This is a genomic window from Halomonas alkaliantarctica, assembly GCF_029854215.1.
GTDB classification, from domain to species: Bacteria; Pseudomonadota; Gammaproteobacteria; order Pseudomonadales; family Halomonadaceae; genus Vreelandella; species Vreelandella alkaliantarctica_A.
The window spans coordinates 641,360-661,983 of the sequence record NZ_CP122961.1; the positions used below are offsets into that span (position 1 = coordinate 641,360).

Below are 20,624 nucleotides of genomic sequence, written 5' to 3' on the forward strand. Positions count from 1 at the left end.
GCAGCTAATAAAGCGATTAGCGACGGCTTTTGCGCGCCTCTTTGGTGCGGTTAAGCTCGCGCTTTTTAGCCTTCTCTTTGTCGCTGGCGCCCGCCATGTCATCGAACGGGTTACTGCCCGAGCGAAACTCAAAGCGAATCGGCGTGCCGCGCACCTTGAGCACCTTGCGGAAGGTGTTGGTCAAATAGCGACGGTAGGCTTCGGGGAGCGACTCGGTTTGGTTGCCGTGGACGACGATAATCGGCGGATTGCTGCCGCCCTGGTGAGCCATACGCAGCTTGATACGCCGTCCATGTACCATCGGCGGTGGGTTTTGGCTGACCGCGTCCTGTAGCAGGGTGGTGAGGCGGTTGGTCGACCAGTGGGCGTTAGCGGCGTCAAAGGCGCGATCAATCGAGGGGTAGAGATCCCCCACCGCCGTGCCGTGCAGGGCAGAGATAAAGTGCAGTTCGGCATAATCCGCAAAGCCCAGGCGGCGTTTCACTTCAGTGCGCATTTTATCCTTGGCTTCGGTCTCCAGGCCGTCCCACTTATTCACCGCCAATACCAGCGCACGACCGGTGGTCAATACGTAGTCGAGCAGGTGCAAGTCCTGCTCCACCAGGCCGCTGGAGCCATCCAGTACCATGATTACCACATGGGACTCTTTGATCGCATCCAGGGTCTTGATGATGGAAAATTTCTCGGCGATTTCGCGCACGTTCTTGCGCCGCCGAATACCCGCGGTGTCAATCAGTACATAGGGCTTGCCGCGGCGCTCGAAGGGGATCTCGATGGCATCGCGGGTGGTGCCCGCTTCATCAAACACGACGACCCGATCTTCGCCCAGCAGGCGATTGACCAGGGTCGATTTGCCCACGTTGGGGCGGCCTATCACGCCGATGCGAACGCCTTTGCTGCCGGTGTCGGCAGGAATGCTGACGTCACGCTCGGGAAAGGGTTCGAGTACCACATCGATCAGGGTGGAAACGTTGCGCCCGTGGGCGGCAGCAATCGGCCAGGGATCGCCGAGGCCGAGCGACCAGAAGTCGCCCATGGCCGAATGCTCTTCCAGCCCATCGGTTTTATTCACCACCAGCCAGGTTTTTTTCTGATTGACCCGCAGGTGGTTGGCAATCGCCTGATCCGCGGCGATAAGGCCGGCGCGCGCGTCGACCATAAACAGCACAATATCGGCTTCATCAATGGCAGCAAGTGACTGCTCTGCCATGGCGGCATCGATGCCTTCTTCGTCACCGCTGATACCACCGGTATCAATCACGGTATAGACCTTATCGCCCAACATGCCATTGCCGTACTTACGATCGCGGGTGAGGCCAGGAAAGTCGGCCACCAGTGCATCACGCGAGCGCGTTAGGCGGTTAAACAGCGTCGATTTGCCCACATTGGGGCGACCGACTAAAGCAATGACGGGTGTCATGGAGTTACTTCCAGGGTTTCCAGGCGACCATTGTTGGCCTGGACATGAATGGTGCTGCCTTCAGTGACCGGGCGTACGCTGATACCCGAGCTGTGCACGCGAGTGCGACCCACGATATCGCCTTCGCGAGCGTCGATCAGGTGAACATAACCTTCAAAATCGCCGAATACTAAACGGCCATCGGCGAAGGCCGGGGCGGTTAACCAACGGTCTTCTAAATCGTCGTTGCGCCAAATTTCGCGGCCGCTGTTAGCGTCGAGGGCGACGACTTGGCTGTCATCGGTGACCACAAACAGAAAGTCACCGACCAGGATCGGGGTATGGCGGCTGGAGAGATCCGCTTCCCAAAGCACGTCGCCTTGGGTGGCTTCCAGCGCCACTACACGACCATTATAGCTGGTCACGAAAAGTCGACCATCGGGGCTGATGATCGGCTGGCCTGAAAGATCGACCAGGCGTTCCACTTCGCTACGCCCTTGGGGAGTGGCAATCTGCATTTCCCATAGCGGCTGGCCGCTGCGGTTATCCAACGTGGCCAGGCGGCCATTGGCCAGGCCAACAAAGCTGACTGGATCAATCACCATTGGCGTGCCGGTGCCGCGTAGGGTGAGTGACGGCTGCGAACTGGTGTATACCCAGCGTTCTGCACCCGTGGCGCGATCCAACGCCGTCACACGGCCATCGACACTTTGTACAACCAGCAGTTGTTGGTTGGCCTGCGGCGCGGCCAGCACTTCGCTGGATACCCGCGAACGCCACTCTTCGCTGCCGTCACCTTGATCCAACGCGATCACTTCGCCGTTACCGGTGGCCAGATAGACCTGACCGGCAATCGCCGTTAGCGCGCTGGAAATAGTCGTATCAAGGTCGATTTCCCACTTGACGTCGCCGCTAGTGGCATCCATCGCCATTACCACGCCCTCGACATCGGCCGCAAACACGGTGTCGCCTTCACGGGAAGGCGCGATGGGGTAACGGGCATGGCCCAGGCCATCGCCCACTTTGCGATCCCATTGGGTCTCTAGCGAAGAGGTTTCGTCGAAGCTACGCAGCTCTTTGGGCGTATAAGCTGGCTCGCCTTTACTAGCGCAACCGACTAGCAGTGCCAGCGACAGCGCGCCTAAGCTTGCGCGTACTAGCTGTTTTGTTGGGATACCAAACGTCATTGTGTCGCCTCCTCAGCGCCGAGATCGTCAAGCTTGAACTGCACGCCGTAAAGCGGCTGGTCTTGGGTTTGTGACACTTCCAACGCCGTTTCCCAAGCATCGCGGGCTGCATCAGTGTTGCCTTGAGCGGCGAACGCATCGCCGCGTACGTTAGCACGCTGTGCTGCCAGGGCGTCAGTAATTGGCTCATCCAGCAGCGCATGCGCCTGTGTGGGGTTGCCGTCGGCAAGCTCAACACGCGCTAAGCGAAGCCACGCCAGGCTTTGCACATAGCGGCGCGAGGAGTCGGCTGCGCTTTCCAGTGCGGTTCGCGCGCCCTCCAAATTACCTTGCTGAACCGCTAGGCGTGCGTCGAGCAGCAGAGCGAGTTCGGCGTAGAGCGTATCGCCATGCTCGTCGGTCAGTTCGCTGACCATTTCCCGTGCGCTTGCCAACTGCTCTTCGTCGAGCTCGTTGCCAGCGGTCATGTTAACCAGCTGTTGATAGCGCATGGAGGCCGCTTCGGCTTGGCCTTGCTGATAGTTCTGCCAGGCATTCCAGCCGAACACCCCAGCCGCCGCCAGGACAGCGCCTGCAATCAACGACATGCCGTTCTCTTTCCACCAGCGCTTAATGGCGTCTAGCTGTTCTTCTTCGCTTCTCAGCTCCACCACGGGCGGGCTCCTTTCTTCTAAAGTCGTATGTTTAGACCGTCGCATGCAAGCAGGCAGCCTGCAGGGCTTATGCGTTAGCCGTTAAAAGCTCGCCCAGCGTGCGGCCCAATGCGGCTTGAGGAACGCTTTGCTGTTCGCGGCCATCGCGCAAAAATTTGATCGTCGCTGACTGCGCTGCGATTTCATCTTCACCGATCAGTATGGCTATCGTAGCAGCGCTCTTATCGGCTTTTTTGATTCGGCTTTTAAAGCTGCCGCCGCCGCAATGAAGCTGCAGACGCAGTTCCGGCAGTTGACTACGCAGTTGCTCGGCCAGAGTGATCGCTGCCGTGGTGGCGCTATCATCCATGGGCAGCAAATAAACATCACAGCCGCCAAGGGCGTCCTCTGGAATCAGCTCAAGCGTCTCGAGCAGCAGGATCAGGCGTTCAATGCCCATGGCAAAGCCCACTGCGGGAGTAGGTTTGCCACCCAACTGCTCGACCAGCCCGTCGTAGCGCCCGCCTGCGCACACGGTGCCCTGGCTGCCCAGCGCAGTCGTCGTCCACTCGAACACGGTGCGGCAGTAGTAGTCGAGCCCGCGCACCAAGCGCGGGTTGATTACATAGGCAATGCCCGCGGCTTCAAGCATCTTGGTGAGCTGCTCGAAGTGTTCCTGGGACTCGGCATCCAGGTGATCCATCAACTGCGGTGCGCCGTCGAGCATCTCAGCCATGGCCGGATTTTTGGAGTCGAGAATACGCAGCGGATTGCTGGTCAAGCGGCGCTTGGAGTCTTCATCGAGGACGTCATGGTGCTGCTCGAAGTAGGCCACCAGCGTATCGCGGTAAGCCGCCCGCGCCTCAGACGAACCCAGCGAGTTTAGCTCCAGGGTGACGTGCTCCATCAAGCCGAGTTCTTGCCATAGGCGCGCCGAAAGCAGGATCACCTCGGCGTCGATATCCGGGCCATCAAAACCAAAGGTCTCAACACCAATCTGGTGAAACTGGCGGTAGCGGCCTTTTTGTGGGCGCTCATAGCGAAACATCGGCCCCTGGTACCACAGTCGCTGGGTTTGGTTATACAGCAGGCCGTGTTCCATGGCCGCGCGCACGCAGCTTGCGGTGCCTTCGGGGCGTAGGGTCAAACTCTCGCTGTTGCGATCGTCGAAGGTATACATCTCTTTTTCGACGATATCGGTAACTTCACCGATAGAGCGCGCAAATAGCGCGGTTTGCTCAACGATCGGCGTGCGAATTTCATTAAAGCCGTAACGCAGCATTAGCTGGCGTACTTTTGCTTCAAAAAACTGCCAGCGCGGGCTCTCGCTGGGCAGCAGGTCGTTCATACCACGAATGGCTTGAATCTTTTTAACGGCGGACTTGCTCAAAGAAAACTCCTTATTCTGCCATCAGGCGTGGCTCACCCAGGCTGGCAGCCAGCCCCAGCGATTAAACGCTGCGGGCAATCATATCGTCTTGCTGCTGCTGTTTTTCACGTACTTTATCGCGAATCAACTTTTCAAGATCGTCGACCAAGTGGTCGTTACGCAGCTTGCTGGCGGGCTTGCCGTCGATATACACCAGGTTGGCGGGACTGCCGCCGGTCAGGCCAATATCCGTCTCTTTGGCTTCGCCGGGACCATTGACCACGCAACCGATTACCGAGACGTTGAGCGGTGTCATCACGTCTTCCAGCCGCTCTTCAAGCTGGTTCATGGTATCAATGACGTCGAAGTTCTGGCGCGAACAGCTGGGGCAGGCAATAAAGTTGATGCCTTTAGAGCGCAGCTTGAGGCTGCGGAGCATGTCAAAGCCAACCTTGATCTCTTCCACCGGGTCTGCCGCCAACGAGACGCGGATCGTGTCGCCGATGCCATCCATCAGTAGCATACCTAGACCAATCGATGATTTGACTGTACCCGAGCGCAAGCCGCCTGCTTCGGTAATCCCTAAGTGCAACGGCTGTTCGATGCGCGCGGCCAGGTCGCGATAGGCGGCCACGGCCATAAATACATCCGAGGCTTTGACGCTGACTTTGAAGTCGGGGAAGTCGAGACGATCCAGGTAGTCGATGTGACGCATGGCAGACTCCACCAGCGCCGCCGGAGTAGGTTCGCCATACTTCTTCTGCAGGTCTTTTTCCAACGACCCCGCGTTAACGCCAATCCGGATTGGAATGCCATGGTTGCGTGCCGCGCTAACCACCGCGCGTACCCGGTCTTCACGGCCGATATTGCCTGGGTTGATACGTAGGCAGTCGACGCCAAGTTCGGCAACGCGCAAGGCAATTTTGTAATCGAAATGGATATCGGCAACGAGCGGTACATTGACGAGCTTTTTGATTTGACCAAAGGTTTCGGCGGCGTCCATATCGGGTACTGAAACGCGTACGATATCCGCACCGGCTTTTTCCAACTGCTGGATCTGGGCCACGGTCGCGGCGACATCCAGCGTGTTGGTATTGGTCATGCTTTGTACGGCAATGGGGGCATCACCGCCCACCGCGACGTTCCCGACCTGAATCTGGCGGGAGTGGCGGCGTTTTATCGGAGAAGGGGCGTGCATAGGACGTGTCACTCTCCCAAGGTGAATCGGGCAACATTATTGGCGCCTGCGCGAGCGGGAAGATCAACTTCCTCGCCTTGGTAGCGCAGCTCAACGCCGGTGGCATTGCCTACGGTTAAGCGAAAGGGTGGCTCGCCTTCGACGGTTGTCGAGGTGCCGGGCGATTGCAGACCAACGAAGACGCGCTGGTTGGTCGCATCAAAAATTTCAGTCCAAGACTGCTCGTTAAATGTCAGCTCAAGCCGATTGGCACTGGCGTTTTGGGCGGCGGCAGCGGTTTGCTCGCTATCAGCGTCATTTTGCTCAGTACTGCTTTCTTCACTAGCAGTCTCTGCAGTCGTGCTGAGCTCATCATTTTCATTGGTAGCGCTGTCGTCGCTATCCTGCAATGGCTCATCTAGCCCAGCAATGGCGTCAGCGTCATCTTGCGCGCTGGGAGTCTGGTCTTGTGTAGGTGTAACGCGAGCAGCATCACTTTGCAGCGACGCGCTTTCATCGCTACTGGTGAAGCTTGAGTCAGGGTTCTCTTCTGCGTCAGCTGGTTCATCTGCTGGCTCTGCCGTGGCGGGAGCGGTCTCTTCCGTGGAAGTGGAACCAAAGCCCGGCGGCTCGTTGCCGCCCCGGCTCTGCCACCACATAACGGTCACGGCGATAAGCGCCACAATCACCAGCAGGGTAACCAGCTTAAACAGCCAAGCGCCAACCTGGGAGGGCGGCTTGGCAGTGGAGACCGGGGTGACTTTGCGTTCGGTGTCGGTACCGCCGCTGCGGGCTTGATAAGCCTCAAGCACCAGCCGGTCATCCATGCCCAGGTATTTGGCGTAAGAGCGTAGATAGCCGCGGCGATAAGCGGCGACGGGAATCTCTTGATAATTATCCTGCTCAAGCCCGCCCACCACGGCGGGGCGCAGGTTTAACGCCCGGGCCGCATCGGCGAGCGGAATACCAAGCTGCTCGCGTTGGCGAGCAAGAAGTTCGCCAGGGGAGGCGCTTGTGTTAGAGCTATCAATGACGTTTTCTTGTGACTGTGTATCGCTCATGGCTGAGCATCCTTGATTAAATAAGCGGTGATCAGGGCGTCAATCAGTCAGTCGTCGCCAAGCAGGCGCTGATATTCGGCGGCGGCGCTATGCTCGCCGCGTGAATGAGCGATATCAACCGCCATTCTTAGCGCTGCTTGGTCGGGGTCGGCGAGCTGTAAATAAGTTTGCAGCGGTGCCCAGGCCTGAGAGTAATTGCCCTGCGAATATTCGAGTTCAGCTAACATTAAATAGCCGCGTGAATTACGCGGATCAATACTTTGCGCGCGCTCCAGCCGAGCACGCGCTTTGTCAAAATCTTCCAGTGCCAGATAACACTGCCCTAAATTGGTAAATAGCTGGGCTCGGTTGGCGTACTGGGCATCTTCTGATGCGGTTTCTAACTGCTCACAGGCAGCGTCAAACTGGCCCTGACCATACAGGAACGCCGCATAGTTGTTGCGGGCGCGAGTGTAGTCAGGTTCGGCGTTGACCGCCTGTTGAAAATAGTCTTCGGCAAGCGCGTTTTCGCCTTGGCGTTGGTAGACCAATGCCAGTGCTTGCAGCGCTTCTGCATGGCGTGGGGCAATTTCCAGCGCCCGATCCAGTGCGTTGAGTGCGCGGGGAAGGTTGTTGCGTTCCAGATAGGCGACGCCAAGCTGGGTATAGGCGTCTGCCGCCGCGGGGTTGGCTGGCGGTGTAAGGTTGTTGGACGAGGCACAGCCGGCTAGCCACAAGCTACCGATAAGCACGGTGAGCATGGGCACCCGCGATGGGTGTTGGCGCCTGCGGTGAGCGATCATGTAAATCCTCGTGTGGTGAACGTCCAACTGCTAGTAAGGCAATACACACAAACAGCAGTGCTAATCTAAATAAAAACCGTGACCATCAAAGCGCCGTGCCAAGCGGAAGTCAAGATAAGCCCGGTTTTCTACATTCCACCTTAGTCCGCATCGAGCTGTACTGACTGGATATAGCGCGCGCTGCGTTTGGTGCGGTCTTTCACGCGACCAACGAGTTGGCCGCAGGCGGCATCAATATCCTCACCTCGGGTTGTCCTCACCGTGGCGTTATAACCTAAATCATACAGCCACTGTTGGAAGCGCATAACCTGGTTACGTGACGGTTTTTCGTAACCCGAGTTGGGGAACGGGTTGAACGGGATCAGGTTGATCTTACACGGCAGTTCTTTCAGCAATGCGGCAAGCTGTTCGGCGTGCTCCTGCTGATCGTTGACGTCTTTGATCAGCGTGTACTCAATGGTTATCTGACGATTATCCGGGCACTTGGAAAGGTAGCGGTGGCAAGCATCCAACAGCGCGCGAATGTTGTATTTACGGTTGATGGGCACCAGTTCATTGCGCAATTCGTCCGTAGACGCATGCAGCGAAATCGCCAAACTAACGTCCATTTCATCGCCGAGCTTGTCGATCATCGGCACCACGCCAGAGGTCGACAGCGTCACGCGGCGCTTGGACAGGCCATAACCGTTGTCATCAAGCATAAGCTTCATGGCGGGCACAACGTTGTCGAAGTTGAGCAGCGGTTCGCCCATGCCCATCATCACGACGTTGGTCACCGGGCGGTTCGCCGTATCACGGCGCGGGCCAACGCTGCGCTGGGCGACCCATACCTGGCCGATAATTTCAGCAGCGGTTAAGTTACGCTGAAACCCCTGCTTGCCAGTGGAGCAGAAGCTGCAGTCCAGCGAGCAGCCGACCTGGGAGGAGACGCATAGCGTGCGGCGTTTACCGTTCTCTGCCGGGATCAGTACCGTTTCTACATAGCTACCGTCCTCCACTTCCAGCACCCACTTACGGGTGCCGTCGCTGGAAGTACCCTCATAAATCACCCCTGGGCCACGAATTTCTGCCAGCCGGGCCAGTTTTTCACGCAGCGGTTTGGAGAGATTCGTCATGGCAGCAAAGTCATCGCTGCCTTCCTGGTGAATCCACTTCATCAGCTGCGCAGCACGAAACTTCTTTTCGCCGATCGACAAAAAGAAGGCTTCCATCTGCTCGCGGGACATGCCAAGCAGGTTTTGGCGCTCCGGCGTCGCTTTTGCAGCAGGCGTGCGGGCGACGTCTGAGCTTTCGGCGACTGGATGGGGGGCGGGCGTATGTTGGGCTACATTGGTGGTCATGGCGGTCAGCGTTATAGAAAGGGGCGGGGGACTAGCCCCCGCAAAATGGCCGGCAACGGAAGTTGATACGGCGGCGCTACCTGACAGGCTTAGCGCGGGCAGATTTCGTCGTTGCCAAAGAAGTAGCTAATTTCGCGCTCAGCGCTTTCCGGAGAATCAGAACCATGGACAGCGTTAGCGTCGATTGTTTCCGCAAAGTCGGCGCGAATAGTGCCGGGTGCCGCTTCTTTCGGGTTGGTCGCACCCATCAGATCACGGTTTTTAGCGATAGCGCCTTCACCTTCCAGCACTTGAACAACGACCGGGCCAGAGGTCATGAAACCGACCAGGTCTTTAAAGAAGGGACGCTCTTTGTGCTCTGCGTAGAAACCGCCAGCCTTCTCTTCAGAGAGCTGAACCATCTTCGCGGCAACGACCTTCAGGCCAGCTTTTTCGAAGCGGGCGATAATGTCACCGATCGCATTTTTAGCAACGGCATCAGGCTTGATAATAGAAAGAGTGCGTTCAGTAGCCATGTTAATGGTCTCCATAAATGGGGGCTAAGCAAAATTGCCGCCCCAGAAAGCCGGGGCGGCCCAGAAATTAATTCGGCTAATAGCGTTTAAGCAGCTAGCGTTTTAACAAGCGTCGAGCGTTGTCGGCGCTTGTTGTTGGATATCTAGGGGCGCGATTATAACCCTTAAGCCAGGGGATGAATACCGGTGATGAAACCTGACCGAAAAGGCTAAACGGTAAAGCTTTCGCCGCAGCCGCACTCATCTTTGACGTTGGGGTTGTTGAAGCGGAAAAAGCGGTTCAGCCCTTCACTGACGTAATCCACTTCGCTGCCATTAAGCATCTCCACCGCGTCGGGGGCGACATAGACGCTGGCACCGTGGGCTTCAAAATGGACTTCTTCGTCGCTAACCGAGTCGGCAAAATCGAGCACGTAGCTATAGCCAGAGCAGCCGCTTGGCTTGACCGAGACGCGCAGGCCAAGGCCTTGGCCTCGCTCGTCGAGCACGTGGCGAATCTGTTGTGCGGCAGCCGGGGTAATATTGAGTGTTGCCATGAGGCGTCCTCCTTGAAAATAGTCAGCTAGTCAGCCGCTTGACGGGGCGGTGTACGTAAACCGCTCACCGCATGGCGTATGAGCGTTAGCGCATGATCAATGTCGGCTTCGGTGGTAAAGCGCCCGAAGCTAAAACGCAGCGATGAGAGGGCCAGCGAGCGCGGCGTGCCGATACCGAGCAGCACGTAGGACGGGTCGACGCTGGCCGAGTTGCACGCCGAGCCGGTAGAAACCGCCACATCGCGCAGCGCCATCAGCAGCGATTCACCGTCGACGCCTTCAAACGCCAAGTTGAGAATGTTGGGTACGGCGCGCGGCTCTTTGTGACCCAATGGCGTGTTGGGAAGCACACCCTCGACGTCTTCAAGGCCGCGCAGAAAACGCCGCTGCAAGCGCGTAATATGGGCGTTGTCTTCGTCGTACTGCTGCTGCATCAGCGCAAAGGCTTCACCCATGCCCGCAATTTGGTGTGTTGGCAGAGTGCCGGAACGCATGCCGCGCTCATGACCACCGCCATGGATCAGCGCCTCAACGCGGATATCCGGGTGGCGCTTTACATACAGCGCCCCGACGCCTTTAGGGCCGTAGGTTTTATGGCCTGACAGCGACATTAGATCAATTTGCTGGGCCACTACGTCTAACGGGATACGCCCCACCGCCTGGGCGGCATCGGTATGAAAAGCCGCGCCAAACTCATGAGCAACGGCCGCCAGAGCAGCGATATCGTTGATGCTGCCAAGCTCGTTGTTAACCGCCATCAGCGAGACTAGCGCGGTGTCGTCGCGCATCGCTTCGCGTAGCTGTTGGGGTTCAATGCAACCGTCCCGCCCAGGCGTTAGCCAAGTGACCTCAAACCCCTCTTTCTCCAGCGCATGGGCGGTGTCAACGATCGCTTTGTGCTCAATCGTCGAGGTCACCAAGTGTAGGCCGCGTTCGCGGTTAGCGCGCATAAAACCAATCAGCGCCAGGTTGTCTGCTTCGGTGGCGCCGCTGGTCCAGACGATCTCTCTGGGGTCGGCGCCAATCGTGTCGGCCACCTGACGGCGCGCCTGCTCAATCACCTGTTCTGCCTGCCAGCCCAGCATATGGCTGCGCGAAGCGGGGTTGGCAAATAGCTGGTCAACTGTCAGGTAGCGTTGCATAACCTCAACCACGCGGGCATCCGCCGGCGCGGTGGCGGCGTAATCCAGGTAAATGGGCAGCGTGGGTGTAGTCATCGTTACGTTCCAGCGGTTAAGCGGTCAGGGTCAACGGGTCTATGTCGCGGGGTCAGGGTGAAGAGGCGAGAATGCCTGCCTCGACACGCTGATTCTGTCGCGACGCAACACGTATGACATCAGGACGCAGCATCAGTTGTGCCAGGGTCATATCGTCAAGGAAGTGGCGTATCTGCACGGAGAGCTCGCACCACAAATGGTGGGTCAAGCAGGTGTCACCCTGCTGGCAATCGGAAAGCCCCTGGCAGCGGGTGGCATCAACGCTTTCGTTCACCGCGTCAATCACCTTTGAAACGCTAATCGCGTCCGCAGGTTGCGAAAGCAAATAGCCGCCGCCTGGACCGCGCACGCTGTTGACCAAGCCTGCACGGCGCAGACGAGCAAAAAGCTGCTCTAAATAAGAGAGCGATATCTCTTGGCGCTGAGAGATATCGCTTAGGCTGGTCGGGCCGTTGTGGGCATGCAAGGCTAAATCAAGCATGGCGGTAACGGCGTAACGGCCCTTGGTGGTCAAGCGCATGGCAAGCCTCTCGACGCTGAACGCTCAGCGCACTAACGGCAAATGTGTTGCCATTATGGGAAAGCCTGAGTGCTTTGGTCAACCATTACCCGGCGGCAGTGTTTCTTGCTCGGCTTCTTGCCCAGTCTCTTGCTTAGCTGATGGCGGTGTAGCCGAGCGTTTGCCAACGCCGGGGCAGCCGGTATCGTTCTCGTCCAGAATGTCGGCAAAATCTTCATCGCGCAGCGCTGGCAGTTGGCCGTCGCGGTAGTTGTCATCTAGCTTGCGCAGGGTTGAGCACATGCGCTCGATACGCTCATCCACGGCGTGCATATGGTCGAGCATGGCCTGCATCGAGCGGGCTACCGGGTCGGGCATATCCTGGCTGACGCCGTAGGCATCAAAGCCAAATTTTTGGCAGATGGCTTCGCGGCGAGCGGGGTCGACGTCCAGCGCTTCCTCCTCATCAGGGTCGGCACGTTTCACTATTTTACCGGGAATGCCAACCACCGTGGCGCCGGGTGGCACTTCTTTGGTGACCACGGCATTAGAGCCAATTTTTGCTCCGGCACCGACCATAAAAGGTCCCAGTATTTTGGCGCCCGCACCCACTATCACGCCATCGCCCAAAGTGGGGTGACGCTTGCCTTTGCTCCAGCTGGTGCCGCCTAGCGTGACACCTTGATAGAGCGTGACGTTATCGCCGACCAGCGCCGTTTCGCCAATGACCACCCCCATGCCGTGGTCAATAAAAAACCGCCGACCAATCGTGGCGCCCGGATGAATTTCAATACCGGTTAGCCAGCGTGAAAACGTCGACAGCGTGCGCGCTAGCCACTTGAGGTTTTTTTTCCACAGCCAGTGGCCGCAGCGGTGCAGCAACAGGGCGTGCAGGCCAGGGTAGTTGGTCAGCACCTCAAGAAAGTTACGTGCGGCCGGGTCGCGGTCAAATACGCTGTTGATGTCTTCACGTAAACGTTGAAACATGAGGTGATCCTTGGCGTTAAAGGGCGGCGTCTAGCTATTGAAATATCACCATGGGTGCTTGGAGTATCAATAGTGGAGTCACGTTAAGATTAGCGAAGTTGGGGCGTAGCGCGTCAACTTCAAGTTTAGCGTTTCCAGCCTAATAAGTTACGGCTTGGGTGGCTTGGTGTTGGCAGCCTTTTCAGTGGCCGACAGAATTCCACGCAAAATATTCATCTCCATACGCTCTGGGCGTGCGCGCAGGTACAGGCGGCGCAGTCTCGCCATTAGCTGTCGTGGCTGATCAGGGTCGTGGAAATCGATGCCAATCAGCGTGCGCTCTAAATGCTCGAAGTAGCGCTCAAGTTCGGCATGCGTTGCCAGCTCATCGTCATCACTTGCTACGGCTGTGGGCGCATCAGCTTGGCCATCTGCTTGGCTTAGCCATGCCATACGACACTCATAGGCAAGCACCTGAACCGCTGCGGCCAAATTGAGCGAGCTAAAGTCAACATTGGTCGGAATATGCACGTGGGCGTGGCAGCGTTGCAATTCGGCGTTCGTCAGGCCGCTGTCCTCGCGACCGAATACCAGCGCCACGTGAGCGCCTTCCGGCTCGCACTCAGCGGGCAGCCGGTCAGCTAACTCCCGTGGTGAGAGCATCGGCCAGGGCAGAGTGCGTGAACGTGCACTGGCACCCACGGCCAGGGTGCAATCAGCTACCGCTTCTTCAAGAGTGGCGTGAACCTTGGCTTGGTGAAGCAGGTGATCGGCGCCGGAGGCGCGGGAAATGCTGTCCTGGGTAATCACTTCACAGCGGGGGGCGACAAGGGCCAAATCGGCCAAGCCCATATTGTGCATGGCGCGTGCCACGCCGCCGATATTGCCGGGATGGCTGGTGCCGATAAGAACAATGCGAATGCGCTCAAGCATGATAAGGCTCGGTCAATAAAGAGGGTGATTATTATCGCGTAACGCGCGCAGTCTAGCATGAGTCGGTGGTATGCCCGAGAGCGGTCTGCTAGAATTGCGCGCCAAAGGCGGCATCTACGCCTGCTTATTGCTCTAAGATTAGCATCACGTTCTTTAACATCACTGTGACAAGGCCCAACCATGAATCCGATGGTCCAATTTACGCTGCGCGCTGCGCGTGGCGCCGTTGAACACTTTCTGCGCGTGCGCGAACGTATAGAAAACGCACACGATGAATTTAACCTTGACCGCCTGCTCGACGAGACAGCGCGCAAGGCCGAAGCGACGATTGTTCAGCAGTTGGAGCGCGGTTATCCCCAGCACGGTGTTACTGGCCGCTTTACCCCGCACCGCGCGGGTGAAGGTGAAGGCGCGGATATCGTCTGGAAAATTGAACCGATGCACGGCTATTCCAATTTAGCCGTGGCCGGAAAGGGCTTTGCACTCTCAGTGGTGTGTCTTATCAAAGGTCGTCCCGAACACGCGGTGATTATCTGCCCGTTCGCCGACGACGAATATATCGCTAGCCGCGGCCGCGGCGCCCAGCACAACGACAAGCGCATGCGCGTTAGTAAGCCTACCGCCATTAGCGGTACGCGTATGGCCATGAGCCTGCCGGAAGTTTGGCTGCGCCCGCGCAATTTACCTGCCTATTTGACCGTTTCACAGCAGCTTGCCCCGCAGATAGAAAACCTGTTGGCCACGGGCTGTGGGTTGCTGGATTTGTGTGAGCTGGCCACTGGGCGAGTGGATAGCGCTTTTGTACTCGGCCTGGAAGAGCAGGATATGCTGGTAGGCACGCTGTTCCTGAAAGAGGCGGGCGCCTTGATGGGAACGCCGGACGGTCAGCCTACGGTGAAGGTGGAAGGGCAGTTAATGGCCGCGGGGCCACGTCTCTATAAGGCGCTGATCAAGCAGCTAACGCCGCACTTTTAAGCAGTACTGCTAGGTTTTTAAAGATCATCGTTTTTAAAGGCCATCGTTTTTAAAGACAATAGCTTTAAAATGAAAAAAAGCCCCTGCTGGATTTCCAGCAGGGGCTTTTTTGTAGGCTAAATAAGAGGAGTAAAAAGATACGCCGTTAAGGCAACTCTTCCTCTTCTTCATCGAGCTCTTTCTTGGTGGGAATCAAATCTTCCCGTGACAACTTCAGCGGTAGTAGCAGCGCCGCTGCAATATAGATAGACGAGAACGTGCCCACGACAATGCCGACCAGCAGCGCAATGGCGAAGTTCTCAATCATATCGCCGCCCAGCAGTAGCAGCGCGAGCAATACCAGCACAGTGGTGCCCGAGGTTGCCAGGGTGCGGGAGAGCGTGGCGTTAATCGCTTCGTCGAAGATCTGCGGCATATCGTCGATACGCGAGGTGCGGATGGCTTCGCGTACGCGGTCATAAACCACGATGGTATCGTTCAACGAGTAGCCGATAACTGCCAGTATCGCTGCCAACACGGTAAGGTCGAAATCGAGCTGAAATAGCGCAAAAACACCCACTACGATAATCACGTCGTGGAGCAATGCCAGCAGTGCACCAATCGCAAACTTGTACTGAAAGCGGAAGGCGACATAGAGCATGACCACGCCGAGTGCTACCAGCAGGCCCAGGCCGCTTTGATCACGCAGTTGGTCGCCTACCTGGGAGCCCACAAACTCAGAGCGAACAAGATCTACACTATCGCCACTAGAGCGCAGCAGGTTAACGACCTCGCCGCCTACATCGGCGTCAAACGCCTGCTGGAGACGAATCAAGACTTCGGTTGATGCCCCAAAGGTTTGCACCGAGACATCTTGAAAGCCGCTCTCTTCAAGCAGCACACGAATAGCGTCCAGGGACGGCGCAGCGCCGTAGCGCACCTCAATCAGCGTACCGCCAGTAAAGTCCAGCCCTAGGTTGAGCTGCTGGAACAGGATGGCACCAATCGACACGATAAGTAGTACAGCGGAGACGACAAACGCGATGTTGCGCCGTCCCATAAAGTCGATTTGCAGGTGTGATAGGGGTTTCATTACCACCTCTTAAGTTCTGGGCTAAGCACGTGGATTAGATCCATGCTTTTCAAATCCATAGCTTTTTGACGGGTTTGCTGCCATAGGCCAAGTTGACCATGGCGCGAGTCACCATCAGAGCGGTGAACAGCGACGTCAAAATGCCGATAGAGAGTGTGACGGCGAACCCTTTCACCGGGCCGGAGCCAATCGAGAACAGGATAACGGCGACCAGCAGCGTGGTGATGTTGGCGTCGACGATGGAAGTGAAGGCGCGCTCATAGCCGGCTTGGATCGCCTGCTGAACCGACATTCCATTGCGCAGCTCTTCGCGTATTCGCTCGAAAATCAGCACGTTGGCGTCCACCGCCATACCCAGCGTCAGTACGATACCGGCAATACCCGGCAGCGTTAGCGTGGCACCCAGCATCGACATCACTGCGACCAGCAGCGTTAAGTTCAGCGCCAGGGCGATATTGGCAAACACGCCAAACACCTTGTAGCGCACCAGCATAAACAGCACGACCAGCAGCAGGCCGATCTGTACCGAGAGCAGGCCCCGCTCTATATTTTCAGCGCCCAGGCTTGGCCCGATCGTGCGCTCTTGCACGAAGTAGATGGGAGCAGCAAGGGAACCAGAACGCAGCAGTAGCGCCAGTTCAGCGGCTTCCGTTGGCGAGTCTAAGCCGGTGATCCGGAAGCTGTTGCCCAGTGCGCTTTGAATCGTGGCCAGGCTAATCAGGCCACGCTCAATGTAAGGCTCACGCTCAATGGTCTCTTCACCCGTCTCCGGGTCGGTGATCACGGTGTCTTCGCTCTTATGCTCGATGAACAGCACCGCCATGTTGCGGCCGATATTGGTGCGCGTGGCGCGGTTCATCAGCGTGCCGCCGGTGCCATCCAGGTCAATATTGACCTGCGGGCGGCCATTCTCATCAAAGCTGTTGCTGGCGCTGGAAACACTATCGCCGGTAATAATCACATCGCGCATTAGCTCAGCGGTGCGGGCAGGCTCGTTACGAAACGTCAGGGTTTCTGTTTCGTTTTCCGGGGTGTCGGGGCGAGCTTCCAGACGGAATTCCAGGTTGGCCGTTGCGCCAACAATGCGCTTAGCTGCCACGGTGTCCTGGATGCCGGGTAGTTCCACGACGATCTGGTTGGGTCCTTGGCGCTGCACCATAGGCTCAGCCACACCCAGTTCGTTGACCCGGTTGCGTAAGGTGGTCAAGTTCTGGTTGATCGCGTAATCCTGAATTTCGCTGACCGACTGATCGCTAAGCGTCATTACCAGCGAGGAAGCACGGCCATCGCCTTCGCTACTGTATTCAAACTCTGGGAAGTCGCGGCTGATCAGGCTACGTGCCGTATCGCGGTCTTCGGCGCTGGCAAAATCAATCGACAGCGTGCGCTCTCCGACTTCAGTGTTGCGGTAGCGGAGACGCTCACTGCGCAGCAGTTCACGCATCGCGCTGGCGTTGACTTCCAGGCGCTGGGTTAGCGCAGCGTCCATATCCACTTCGAGCAGGAAGTGGACACCACCGCGCAGATCAAGGCCCAGCGTCATGGGCGAGGCGGAAAACGCCTGCAGCCACTCGGGCGTTGCTTCGGCGAGATTCAGCGCTACCGTTGCATCATCGCCTAAAAGGTCGGCGGCAATGTCGCGTGCGGGGAGTTGATCGTCGTCGTGGCGTAAACGAATGAGCCACTGCCCGTTCTCTTCTTCGAGCGCTTTGACCTCAATATCGTTTTCGCTGAGCGCGGTTTCGACGCGGTCTATCTGACGCTCATCCAGCGAATCGCCTTGGGCGCTGCTGATTTGGATGGCGGGGTCTTCGGGGAATAGATTGGGAAGCGAGTAGATAAGGCCAACCACCAGGACGACCAGTATCAGTAGATACTTCCACAGGGGGTAACGGTTGAGCATGCAAGCCCTGCCTTCAATTACAAACGGAATGCTGTGCACGGACATACCGTGCACAGCAAAGTTCACCATCATTCATACCATGTCACCCCTGCCGGGGTGGCTGGCACTGGCTCGGCAGGGGTATTACAGGGTTTAGATGGACTTGATGGTGCCTTTAGGCAATACGGCGGCAACGGCGTTCTTCTGCACGTTAACTTCGGTGCCTTCAGAGATCTCGATGGTCAGGAATTCGTCGCTCACCTTCGTGATACGACCCACCAAACCACCGCCAATGACGATCTCATCACCTTTGTCCAGGTTGCTGACCAGTTGCTTGTGCTGCTTAGCGCGCTTGGCCTGCGGGCGCCACAACAGGAAGTAGAAAATCAGTACGAAGCCGACCAGCATGACGATTTGCGCAATACCACCGCCAGCGGCGGCTTCTTGGGCATGGGCTGGTGAGATGAAGAAATCCAGCATTACAGAGAACTCCTGAGTTAGAAAACGTCTGGGTTAGAAAAGCTTAGGTTTAATAAAACTCTGGTTTAATAAAGCGTAAAAAGCATGGTTTTTAAAAGCATAGCCACGCAGTTTAAACCACGCGCCAAGGCGTGTGGCGATTAATTCGCTAGGGGAGGCACCGGCAAGCCACGCCGTGCATAGAAGCCTTCCACAAAGGTCGTCAATGTACCCGCTTCAATTGCCGCGCGCAAATCAGCCATTACACGCTGGTAATAACGTAAGTTGTGGATGGTGTTGAGCATTGAACCGAGCATTTCATTGCAGCGGTCCAAGTGATGTAGATAGCCCCGCGAGAAGCTCTTGCAGGTATGGCAATCGCACTCTTCGTCAAGCGGGCGGGTGTCAAAACGGTGCTTGGCGTTACGAATTTTGACCGTGCCATCCGAGGTGAACAGGTGGCCATTACGCGCGTTGCGGGTAGGCATCACGCAATCGAACATATCTACACCCCGGCGCACACCTTCCACCAGGTCTTCGGGTTTGCCGACGCCCATTAAATAACGCGGCTTCTCATCCGGCATCCAGGTGGGCAGGTAGTCGAGCACCTTGATCATCTCTTCTTTAGGTTCGCCCACCGAGAGGCCGCCAATCGCCAGGCCATCAAAGCCGATCTCCAACAGCCCTTTGAGCGAGCGTTCGCGCAGCTCAGGGTGCATGCCGCCCTGGATAATGCCGAACAGCGCGGAAGGTGAATCGCCGTGGGCTTCCCGCGAACGTTTGGCCCAGCGCAGCGAAAGCTCCATGGATTTCTCGGCTTCGTCAAAGGTGGCCGGGTAGGGCGTGCACTCGTCAAAGATCATCACCACATCGGAGCCTAGCGAGCGCTGAACTGCCATGGACTCTTCCGGGCCCATAAACACTTTGCTGCCATCCACCGGCGAGCGGAAGTGCACGCCCTGCTCGGTGATCTTGCGTGTCTCACCCAGGGAAAAGACCTGAAAGCCGCCGGAGTCGGTCAGAATCGGTTTATCCCACTGGGCGAAGTCATGCAGGTCGCCGTGGGCTTCGATGACATCGGTGCCGGGGCGCAGCCACAGGTGAAAGGTGTTGCCCAGGATGATCTCGGCGCCGATCTCTTTGACGGAATCGGGCGTCATGCCTTTCACCGTGCCGTAAGTGCCTACTGGCATAAACGCCGGGGTCTCCACCGTGCCACGGGGGAAGTGAAGGCGGCCACGGCGGGCACGACCATCGTCGGCCAGGCGCTCAAAGCGCATAAAGCATTCGTTTCGCATATAAAGTAACTCGTTAATCTCGTTCGTTTGGCGCGACGGTACAGGGGGAAAGCAATGCCTAGCGGGTCAGCAGCATGGCGTCGCCGTAGCTAAAAAAGGCATAGCGTTCGGCCACTGCCCGTTGATAGGCGTGCATGATGGTGTCATAGCCCACAAAGGAGGACACCAGCATCAGTAGCGTTGATTCGGGCAAATGGAAGTTGGTGATTAAAGCATCCACGCAGCGCCACTGGTAACCGGGGTAGATAAAAATGTCGGTATCGCCACTATAAGGCGCAATCTGCCCGTCGCTACTTTTCATGCAGGCGCTTTCCAGGCAGCGCACGCTGGTAGTGCCGACCGCTACCACGCGCTTACCGGCTGCCAAGGTCTCACGCACCTGCTGGCAGGTGGCTTCCGTGACCTCAATCCACTCGCTGTGCATATGGTGTTCAAGGATGTTGTCGACCCGCACCGGCTGAAAGGTGCCCGCGCCTACGTGCAGCGTTACAAAGGCACGGTTAATGCCTTTATCGGCAAGGGCATCCAGCAGCGGCTGATCAAAATGCAGCCCGGCGGTAGGCGCCGCCACCGCGCCGTCACGCCGGGCATAGACGGTCTGGTAGCGCTCACGGTCGCTGAGTTCGTCTTCGCGGGTAATATACGGCGGCAGCGGCATATGGCCGTGCTCTTCAAGCAGCGCGATCATTGGCGTATCGCCTAAAAAGCGCAGCTCGAACAGCGCATCACGGCGGCCTTCTACAATGGCGTGAACATCGCCCTCGAAAATTAGCTCGGTGCCGGGCTTCGGGGATTTACTCGAGCGAATATGCGCCAAACCGCGGTGGGCATCCAGCGGGCGCTCCAACAGCATCTCCACTTTGCCGCCACTGGCCTTATGGCCGTGCAGGCGCGCCGGAATTACCCGGGTGTCGTTAAACACCAGTAGGTCGCCAGGCTCTAAAAGCTCAAGCAAATCAGGAAAGCGGCGGTGTTCCAACGCGCCGCTCTGGCCATCCACGCACAGCAAACGGCAGTCGCTACGCTGTTCAGAAGGGTAGCGAGCAATTAATTCGTCGGGTAGCTCGTAATGAAAATCCGCGCGCTGCATGGCGTATAACTCTTAGCGTTGATCAAACAGGCGGCATAGGATAGCGCTTTGGCAGCACAAAGTCAGTCAATGTGATTGACCTACCTCGTTAATTACGTATAATGCGCATCCATTGCCGGTATGGCGGAATTGGTAGACGCAGCGGATTCAAAATCCGCCGCCTTTACGGGTGTGCCAGTTCGAGTCTGGCTACCGGCACCATATTCAAAATCAGACGCTTAGGCGTCTTTTTTGT

At 57.3% G+C, this 20,624-nt stretch carries 20 protein-coding genes and 1 tRNA gene; 2 read left to right on the plus strand and 19 right to left on the minus strand.

All coding sequences use genetic code 11. The features are described from left to right. Positions 1-16 precede the first annotated feature (16 nt). The 14 genes from der to QEN58_RS02990 form a co-directional block, all read right to left on the minus strand. Positions 17-1,420 carry a ribosome biogenesis GTPase Der gene (gene der, locus QEN58_RS02925; protein ID WP_280105671.1) on the minus strand — a complete coding sequence of 468 codons (1,404 nt, stop codon included), beginning with the start codon at positions 1,418-1,420 and terminating at the stop codon, positions 17-19. Next, entirely contained in the window at positions 1,417-2,586 is a 1,170-nt protein-coding gene (bamB, locus tag QEN58_RS02930; RefSeq protein WP_280105672.1) for an outer membrane protein assembly factor BamB, read from the minus strand. The genes der and bamB overlap by 4 nt, the downstream gene beginning before the upstream one ends. Beyond that, the gene (locus tag QEN58_RS02935) at positions 2,583-3,239 is read right to left on the minus strand and encodes a YfgM family protein (RefSeq protein ID WP_280105673.1); all 657 of its coding nucleotides are present in this window, start codon (positions 3,237-3,239) and stop codon (positions 2,583-2,585) included. The genes bamB and QEN58_RS02935 overlap by 4 nt, the downstream gene beginning before the upstream one ends. A 67-nt stretch (positions 3,240-3,306) precedes the next feature. Then, entirely contained in the window at positions 3,307-4,608 is a 1,302-nt protein-coding gene (hisS, locus tag QEN58_RS02940; RefSeq protein WP_280105674.1) for a histidine--tRNA ligase, read from the minus strand. 61 nt (positions 4,609-4,669) lie between these two features. Continuing rightward, a complete protein-coding gene (gene ispG / locus QEN58_RS02945; RefSeq protein ID WP_280105675.1) occupies positions 4,670-5,785 on the minus strand; it encodes a flavodoxin-dependent (E)-4-hydroxy-3-methylbut-2-enyl-diphosphate synthase in 1,116 nt (371 codons plus the stop codon). Between the two features lie 8 nt (positions 5,786-5,793). Next, positions 5,794-6,825, minus strand: a complete 1,032-nt coding sequence (locus QEN58_RS02950) for a RodZ domain-containing protein (RefSeq protein ID WP_280105676.1) — start codon at positions 6,823-6,825, stop codon at positions 5,794-5,796. Between the two features lie 47 nt (positions 6,826-6,872). Beyond that, positions 6,873-7,607: a type IV pilus biogenesis/stability protein PilW gene (gene pilW / locus QEN58_RS02955; RefSeq protein ID WP_280105677.1), complete on the minus strand. Its 735-nt coding sequence runs from the start codon at positions 7,605-7,607 to the stop codon at positions 6,873-6,875. A 140-nt stretch (positions 7,608-7,747) separates the two neighbouring features. Beyond that, complete coding sequence (gene rlmN / locus QEN58_RS02960) at positions 7,748-8,947, minus strand: dual-specificity RNA methyltransferase RlmN (RefSeq protein ID WP_280105678.1); 1,200 nt, start codon at positions 8,945-8,947, stop codon at positions 7,748-7,750. A gap of 89 nt (positions 8,948-9,036) precedes the next feature. Further along, entirely contained in the window at positions 9,037-9,462 is a 426-nt protein-coding gene (ndk, locus tag QEN58_RS02965) for a nucleoside-diphosphate kinase (RefSeq protein WP_071695375.1), read from the minus strand. Positions 9,463-9,671: 209 nt separating this feature from the next. Beyond that, positions 9,672-9,998 carry a HesB/IscA family protein gene (locus QEN58_RS02970; protein ID WP_007111592.1) on the minus strand — a complete coding sequence of 109 codons (327 nt, stop codon included), beginning with the start codon at positions 9,996-9,998 and terminating at the stop codon, positions 9,672-9,674. Between the two features lie 26 nt (positions 9,999-10,024). Further along, positions 10,025-11,215 carry an aminotransferase class V-fold PLP-dependent enzyme gene (locus tag QEN58_RS02975; RefSeq protein ID WP_280105679.1) on the minus strand — a complete coding sequence of 397 codons (1,191 nt, stop codon included), beginning with the start codon at positions 11,213-11,215 and terminating at the stop codon, positions 10,025-10,027. A 52-nt stretch (positions 11,216-11,267) separates the two neighbouring features. Then, on the minus strand, positions 11,268-11,735 hold the full coding sequence (gene iscR / locus QEN58_RS02980; protein ID WP_280105680.1) for a Fe-S cluster assembly transcriptional regulator IscR: 468 nt from the start codon (positions 11,733-11,735) through the stop codon (positions 11,268-11,270). Positions 11,736-11,813: 78 nt separating this feature from the next. Next, positions 11,814-12,701: a serine O-acetyltransferase gene (gene cysE, locus QEN58_RS02985; protein WP_280105681.1), complete on the minus strand. Its 888-nt coding sequence runs from the start codon at positions 12,699-12,701 to the stop codon at positions 11,814-11,816. A 147-nt stretch (positions 12,702-12,848) separates the two neighbouring features. Further along, positions 12,849-13,613: an RNA methyltransferase gene (locus QEN58_RS02990; protein ID WP_280105682.1), complete on the minus strand. Its 765-nt coding sequence runs from the start codon at positions 13,611-13,613 to the stop codon at positions 12,849-12,851. 180 nt (positions 13,614-13,793) lie between these two features. On the opposite strand from QEN58_RS02990, the gene QEN58_RS02995 reads away from it, so the two are divergent. After that, complete coding sequence (locus tag QEN58_RS02995) at positions 13,794-14,588, plus strand: inositol monophosphatase family protein (protein WP_280105683.1); 795 nt, start codon at positions 13,794-13,796, stop codon at positions 14,586-14,588. A gap of 145 nt (positions 14,589-14,733) precedes the next feature. Here QEN58_RS02995 and secF read toward each other — a convergent pair whose 3' ends face one another. From secF to queA, 5 genes are all read right to left on the minus strand, one after another. Continuing rightward, on the minus strand, positions 14,734-15,660 hold the full coding sequence (gene secF, locus QEN58_RS03000; protein WP_280105684.1) for a protein translocase subunit SecF: 927 nt from the start codon (positions 15,658-15,660) through the stop codon (positions 14,734-14,736). A 49-nt stretch (positions 15,661-15,709) separates the two neighbouring features. Then, on the minus strand, positions 15,710-17,563 hold the full coding sequence (gene secD, locus QEN58_RS03005; RefSeq protein WP_280105685.1) for a protein translocase subunit SecD: 1,854 nt from the start codon (positions 17,561-17,563) through the stop codon (positions 15,710-15,712). Between the two features lie 132 nt (positions 17,564-17,695). Further along, a complete protein-coding gene (yajC, locus tag QEN58_RS03010) occupies positions 17,696-18,022 on the minus strand; it encodes a preprotein translocase subunit YajC (RefSeq protein WP_071695382.1) in 327 nt (108 codons plus the stop codon). 140 nt (positions 18,023-18,162) lie between these two features. Continuing rightward, a complete protein-coding gene (tgt, locus tag QEN58_RS03015; protein WP_425270320.1) occupies positions 18,163-19,281 on the minus strand; it encodes a tRNA guanosine(34) transglycosylase Tgt in 1,119 nt (372 codons plus the stop codon). A gap of 76 nt (positions 19,282-19,357) precedes the next feature. Next, on the minus strand, positions 19,358-20,389 hold the full coding sequence (gene queA, locus QEN58_RS03020; RefSeq protein WP_280105687.1) for a tRNA preQ1(34) S-adenosylmethionine ribosyltransferase-isomerase QueA: 1,032 nt from the start codon (positions 20,387-20,389) through the stop codon (positions 19,358-19,360). A 114-nt stretch (positions 20,390-20,503) separates the two neighbouring features. On the opposite strand from queA, the gene QEN58_RS03025 reads away from it, so the two are divergent. Beyond that, positions 20,504-20,590: transfer RNA gene (locus QEN58_RS03025), tRNA-Leu, on the plus strand. Positions 20,591-20,624: the final 34 nt, after the last annotated feature.

What these genes read in the sequence shown, in the direction of transcription:
- bamB (WP_280105672.1), bottom strand. Translation starts at nt 2,586, where the DNA reads ATGACGTTTGGTATCCCAACAAAACAGCTAGTACGCGCAAGCTTAGGC.
- ispG (WP_280105675.1), bottom strand. Translation starts at nt 5,785, where the DNA reads ATGCACGCCCCTTCTCCGATAAAACGCCGCCACTCCCGCCAGATTCAG.
- QEN58_RS02995 (WP_280105683.1), top strand. Translation starts at nt 13,794, where the DNA reads ATGAATCCGATGGTCCAATTTACGCTGCGCGCTGCGCGTGGCGCCGTT.
- secF (WP_280105684.1), bottom strand. Translation starts at nt 15,660, where the DNA reads ATGAAACCCCTATCACACCTGCAAATCGACTTTATGGGACGGCGCAAC.
- yajC (WP_071695382.1), bottom strand. Translation starts at nt 18,022, where the DNA reads ATGCTGGATTTCTTCATCTCACCAGCCCATGCCCAAGAAGCCGCCGCT.
- iscR (WP_280105680.1), bottom strand. Translation starts at nt 11,735, where the DNA reads ATGCGCTTGACCACCAAGGGCCGTTACGCCGTTACCGCCATGCTTGAT.
- der (WP_280105671.1), bottom strand. Translation starts at nt 1,420, where the DNA reads ATGACACCCGTCATTGCTTTAGTCGGTCGCCCCAATGTGGGCAAATCG.
- QEN58_RS02990 (WP_280105682.1), bottom strand. Translation starts at nt 13,613, where the DNA reads ATGCTTGAGCGCATTCGCATTGTTCTTATCGGCACCAGCCATCCCGGC.
- queA (WP_280105687.1), bottom strand. Translation starts at nt 20,389, where the DNA reads ATGCAGCGCGCGGATTTTCATTACGAGCTACCCGACGAATTAATTGCT.
- rlmN (WP_280105678.1), bottom strand. Translation starts at nt 8,947, where the DNA reads ATGACCACCAATGTAGCCCAACATACGCCCGCCCCCCATCCAGTCGCC.
- QEN58_RS02975 (WP_280105679.1), bottom strand. Translation starts at nt 11,215, where the DNA reads ATGACTACACCCACGCTGCCCATTTACCTGGATTACGCCGCCACCGCG.
- ndk (WP_071695375.1), bottom strand. Translation starts at nt 9,462, where the DNA reads ATGGCTACTGAACGCACTCTTTCTATTATCAAGCCTGATGCCGTTGCT.
- QEN58_RS02970 (WP_007111592.1), bottom strand. Translation starts at nt 9,998, where the DNA reads ATGGCAACACTCAATATTACCCCGGCTGCCGCACAACAGATTCGCCAC.
- QEN58_RS02950 (WP_280105676.1), bottom strand. Translation starts at nt 6,825, where the DNA reads ATGAGCGATACACAGTCACAAGAAAACGTCATTGATAGCTCTAACACA.
- pilW (WP_280105677.1), bottom strand. Translation starts at nt 7,607, where the DNA reads ATGATCGCTCACCGCAGGCGCCAACACCCATCGCGGGTGCCCATGCTC.
- secD (WP_280105685.1), bottom strand. Translation starts at nt 17,563, where the DNA reads ATGCTCAACCGTTACCCCCTGTGGAAGTATCTACTGATACTGGTCGTC.
- cysE (WP_280105681.1), bottom strand. Translation starts at nt 12,701, where the DNA reads ATGTTTCAACGTTTACGTGAAGACATCAACAGCGTATTTGACCGCGAC.
- tgt (WP_425270320.1), bottom strand. Translation starts at nt 19,281, where the DNA reads ATGCGCTTTGAGCGCCTGGCCGACGATGGTCGTGCCCGCCGTGGCCGC.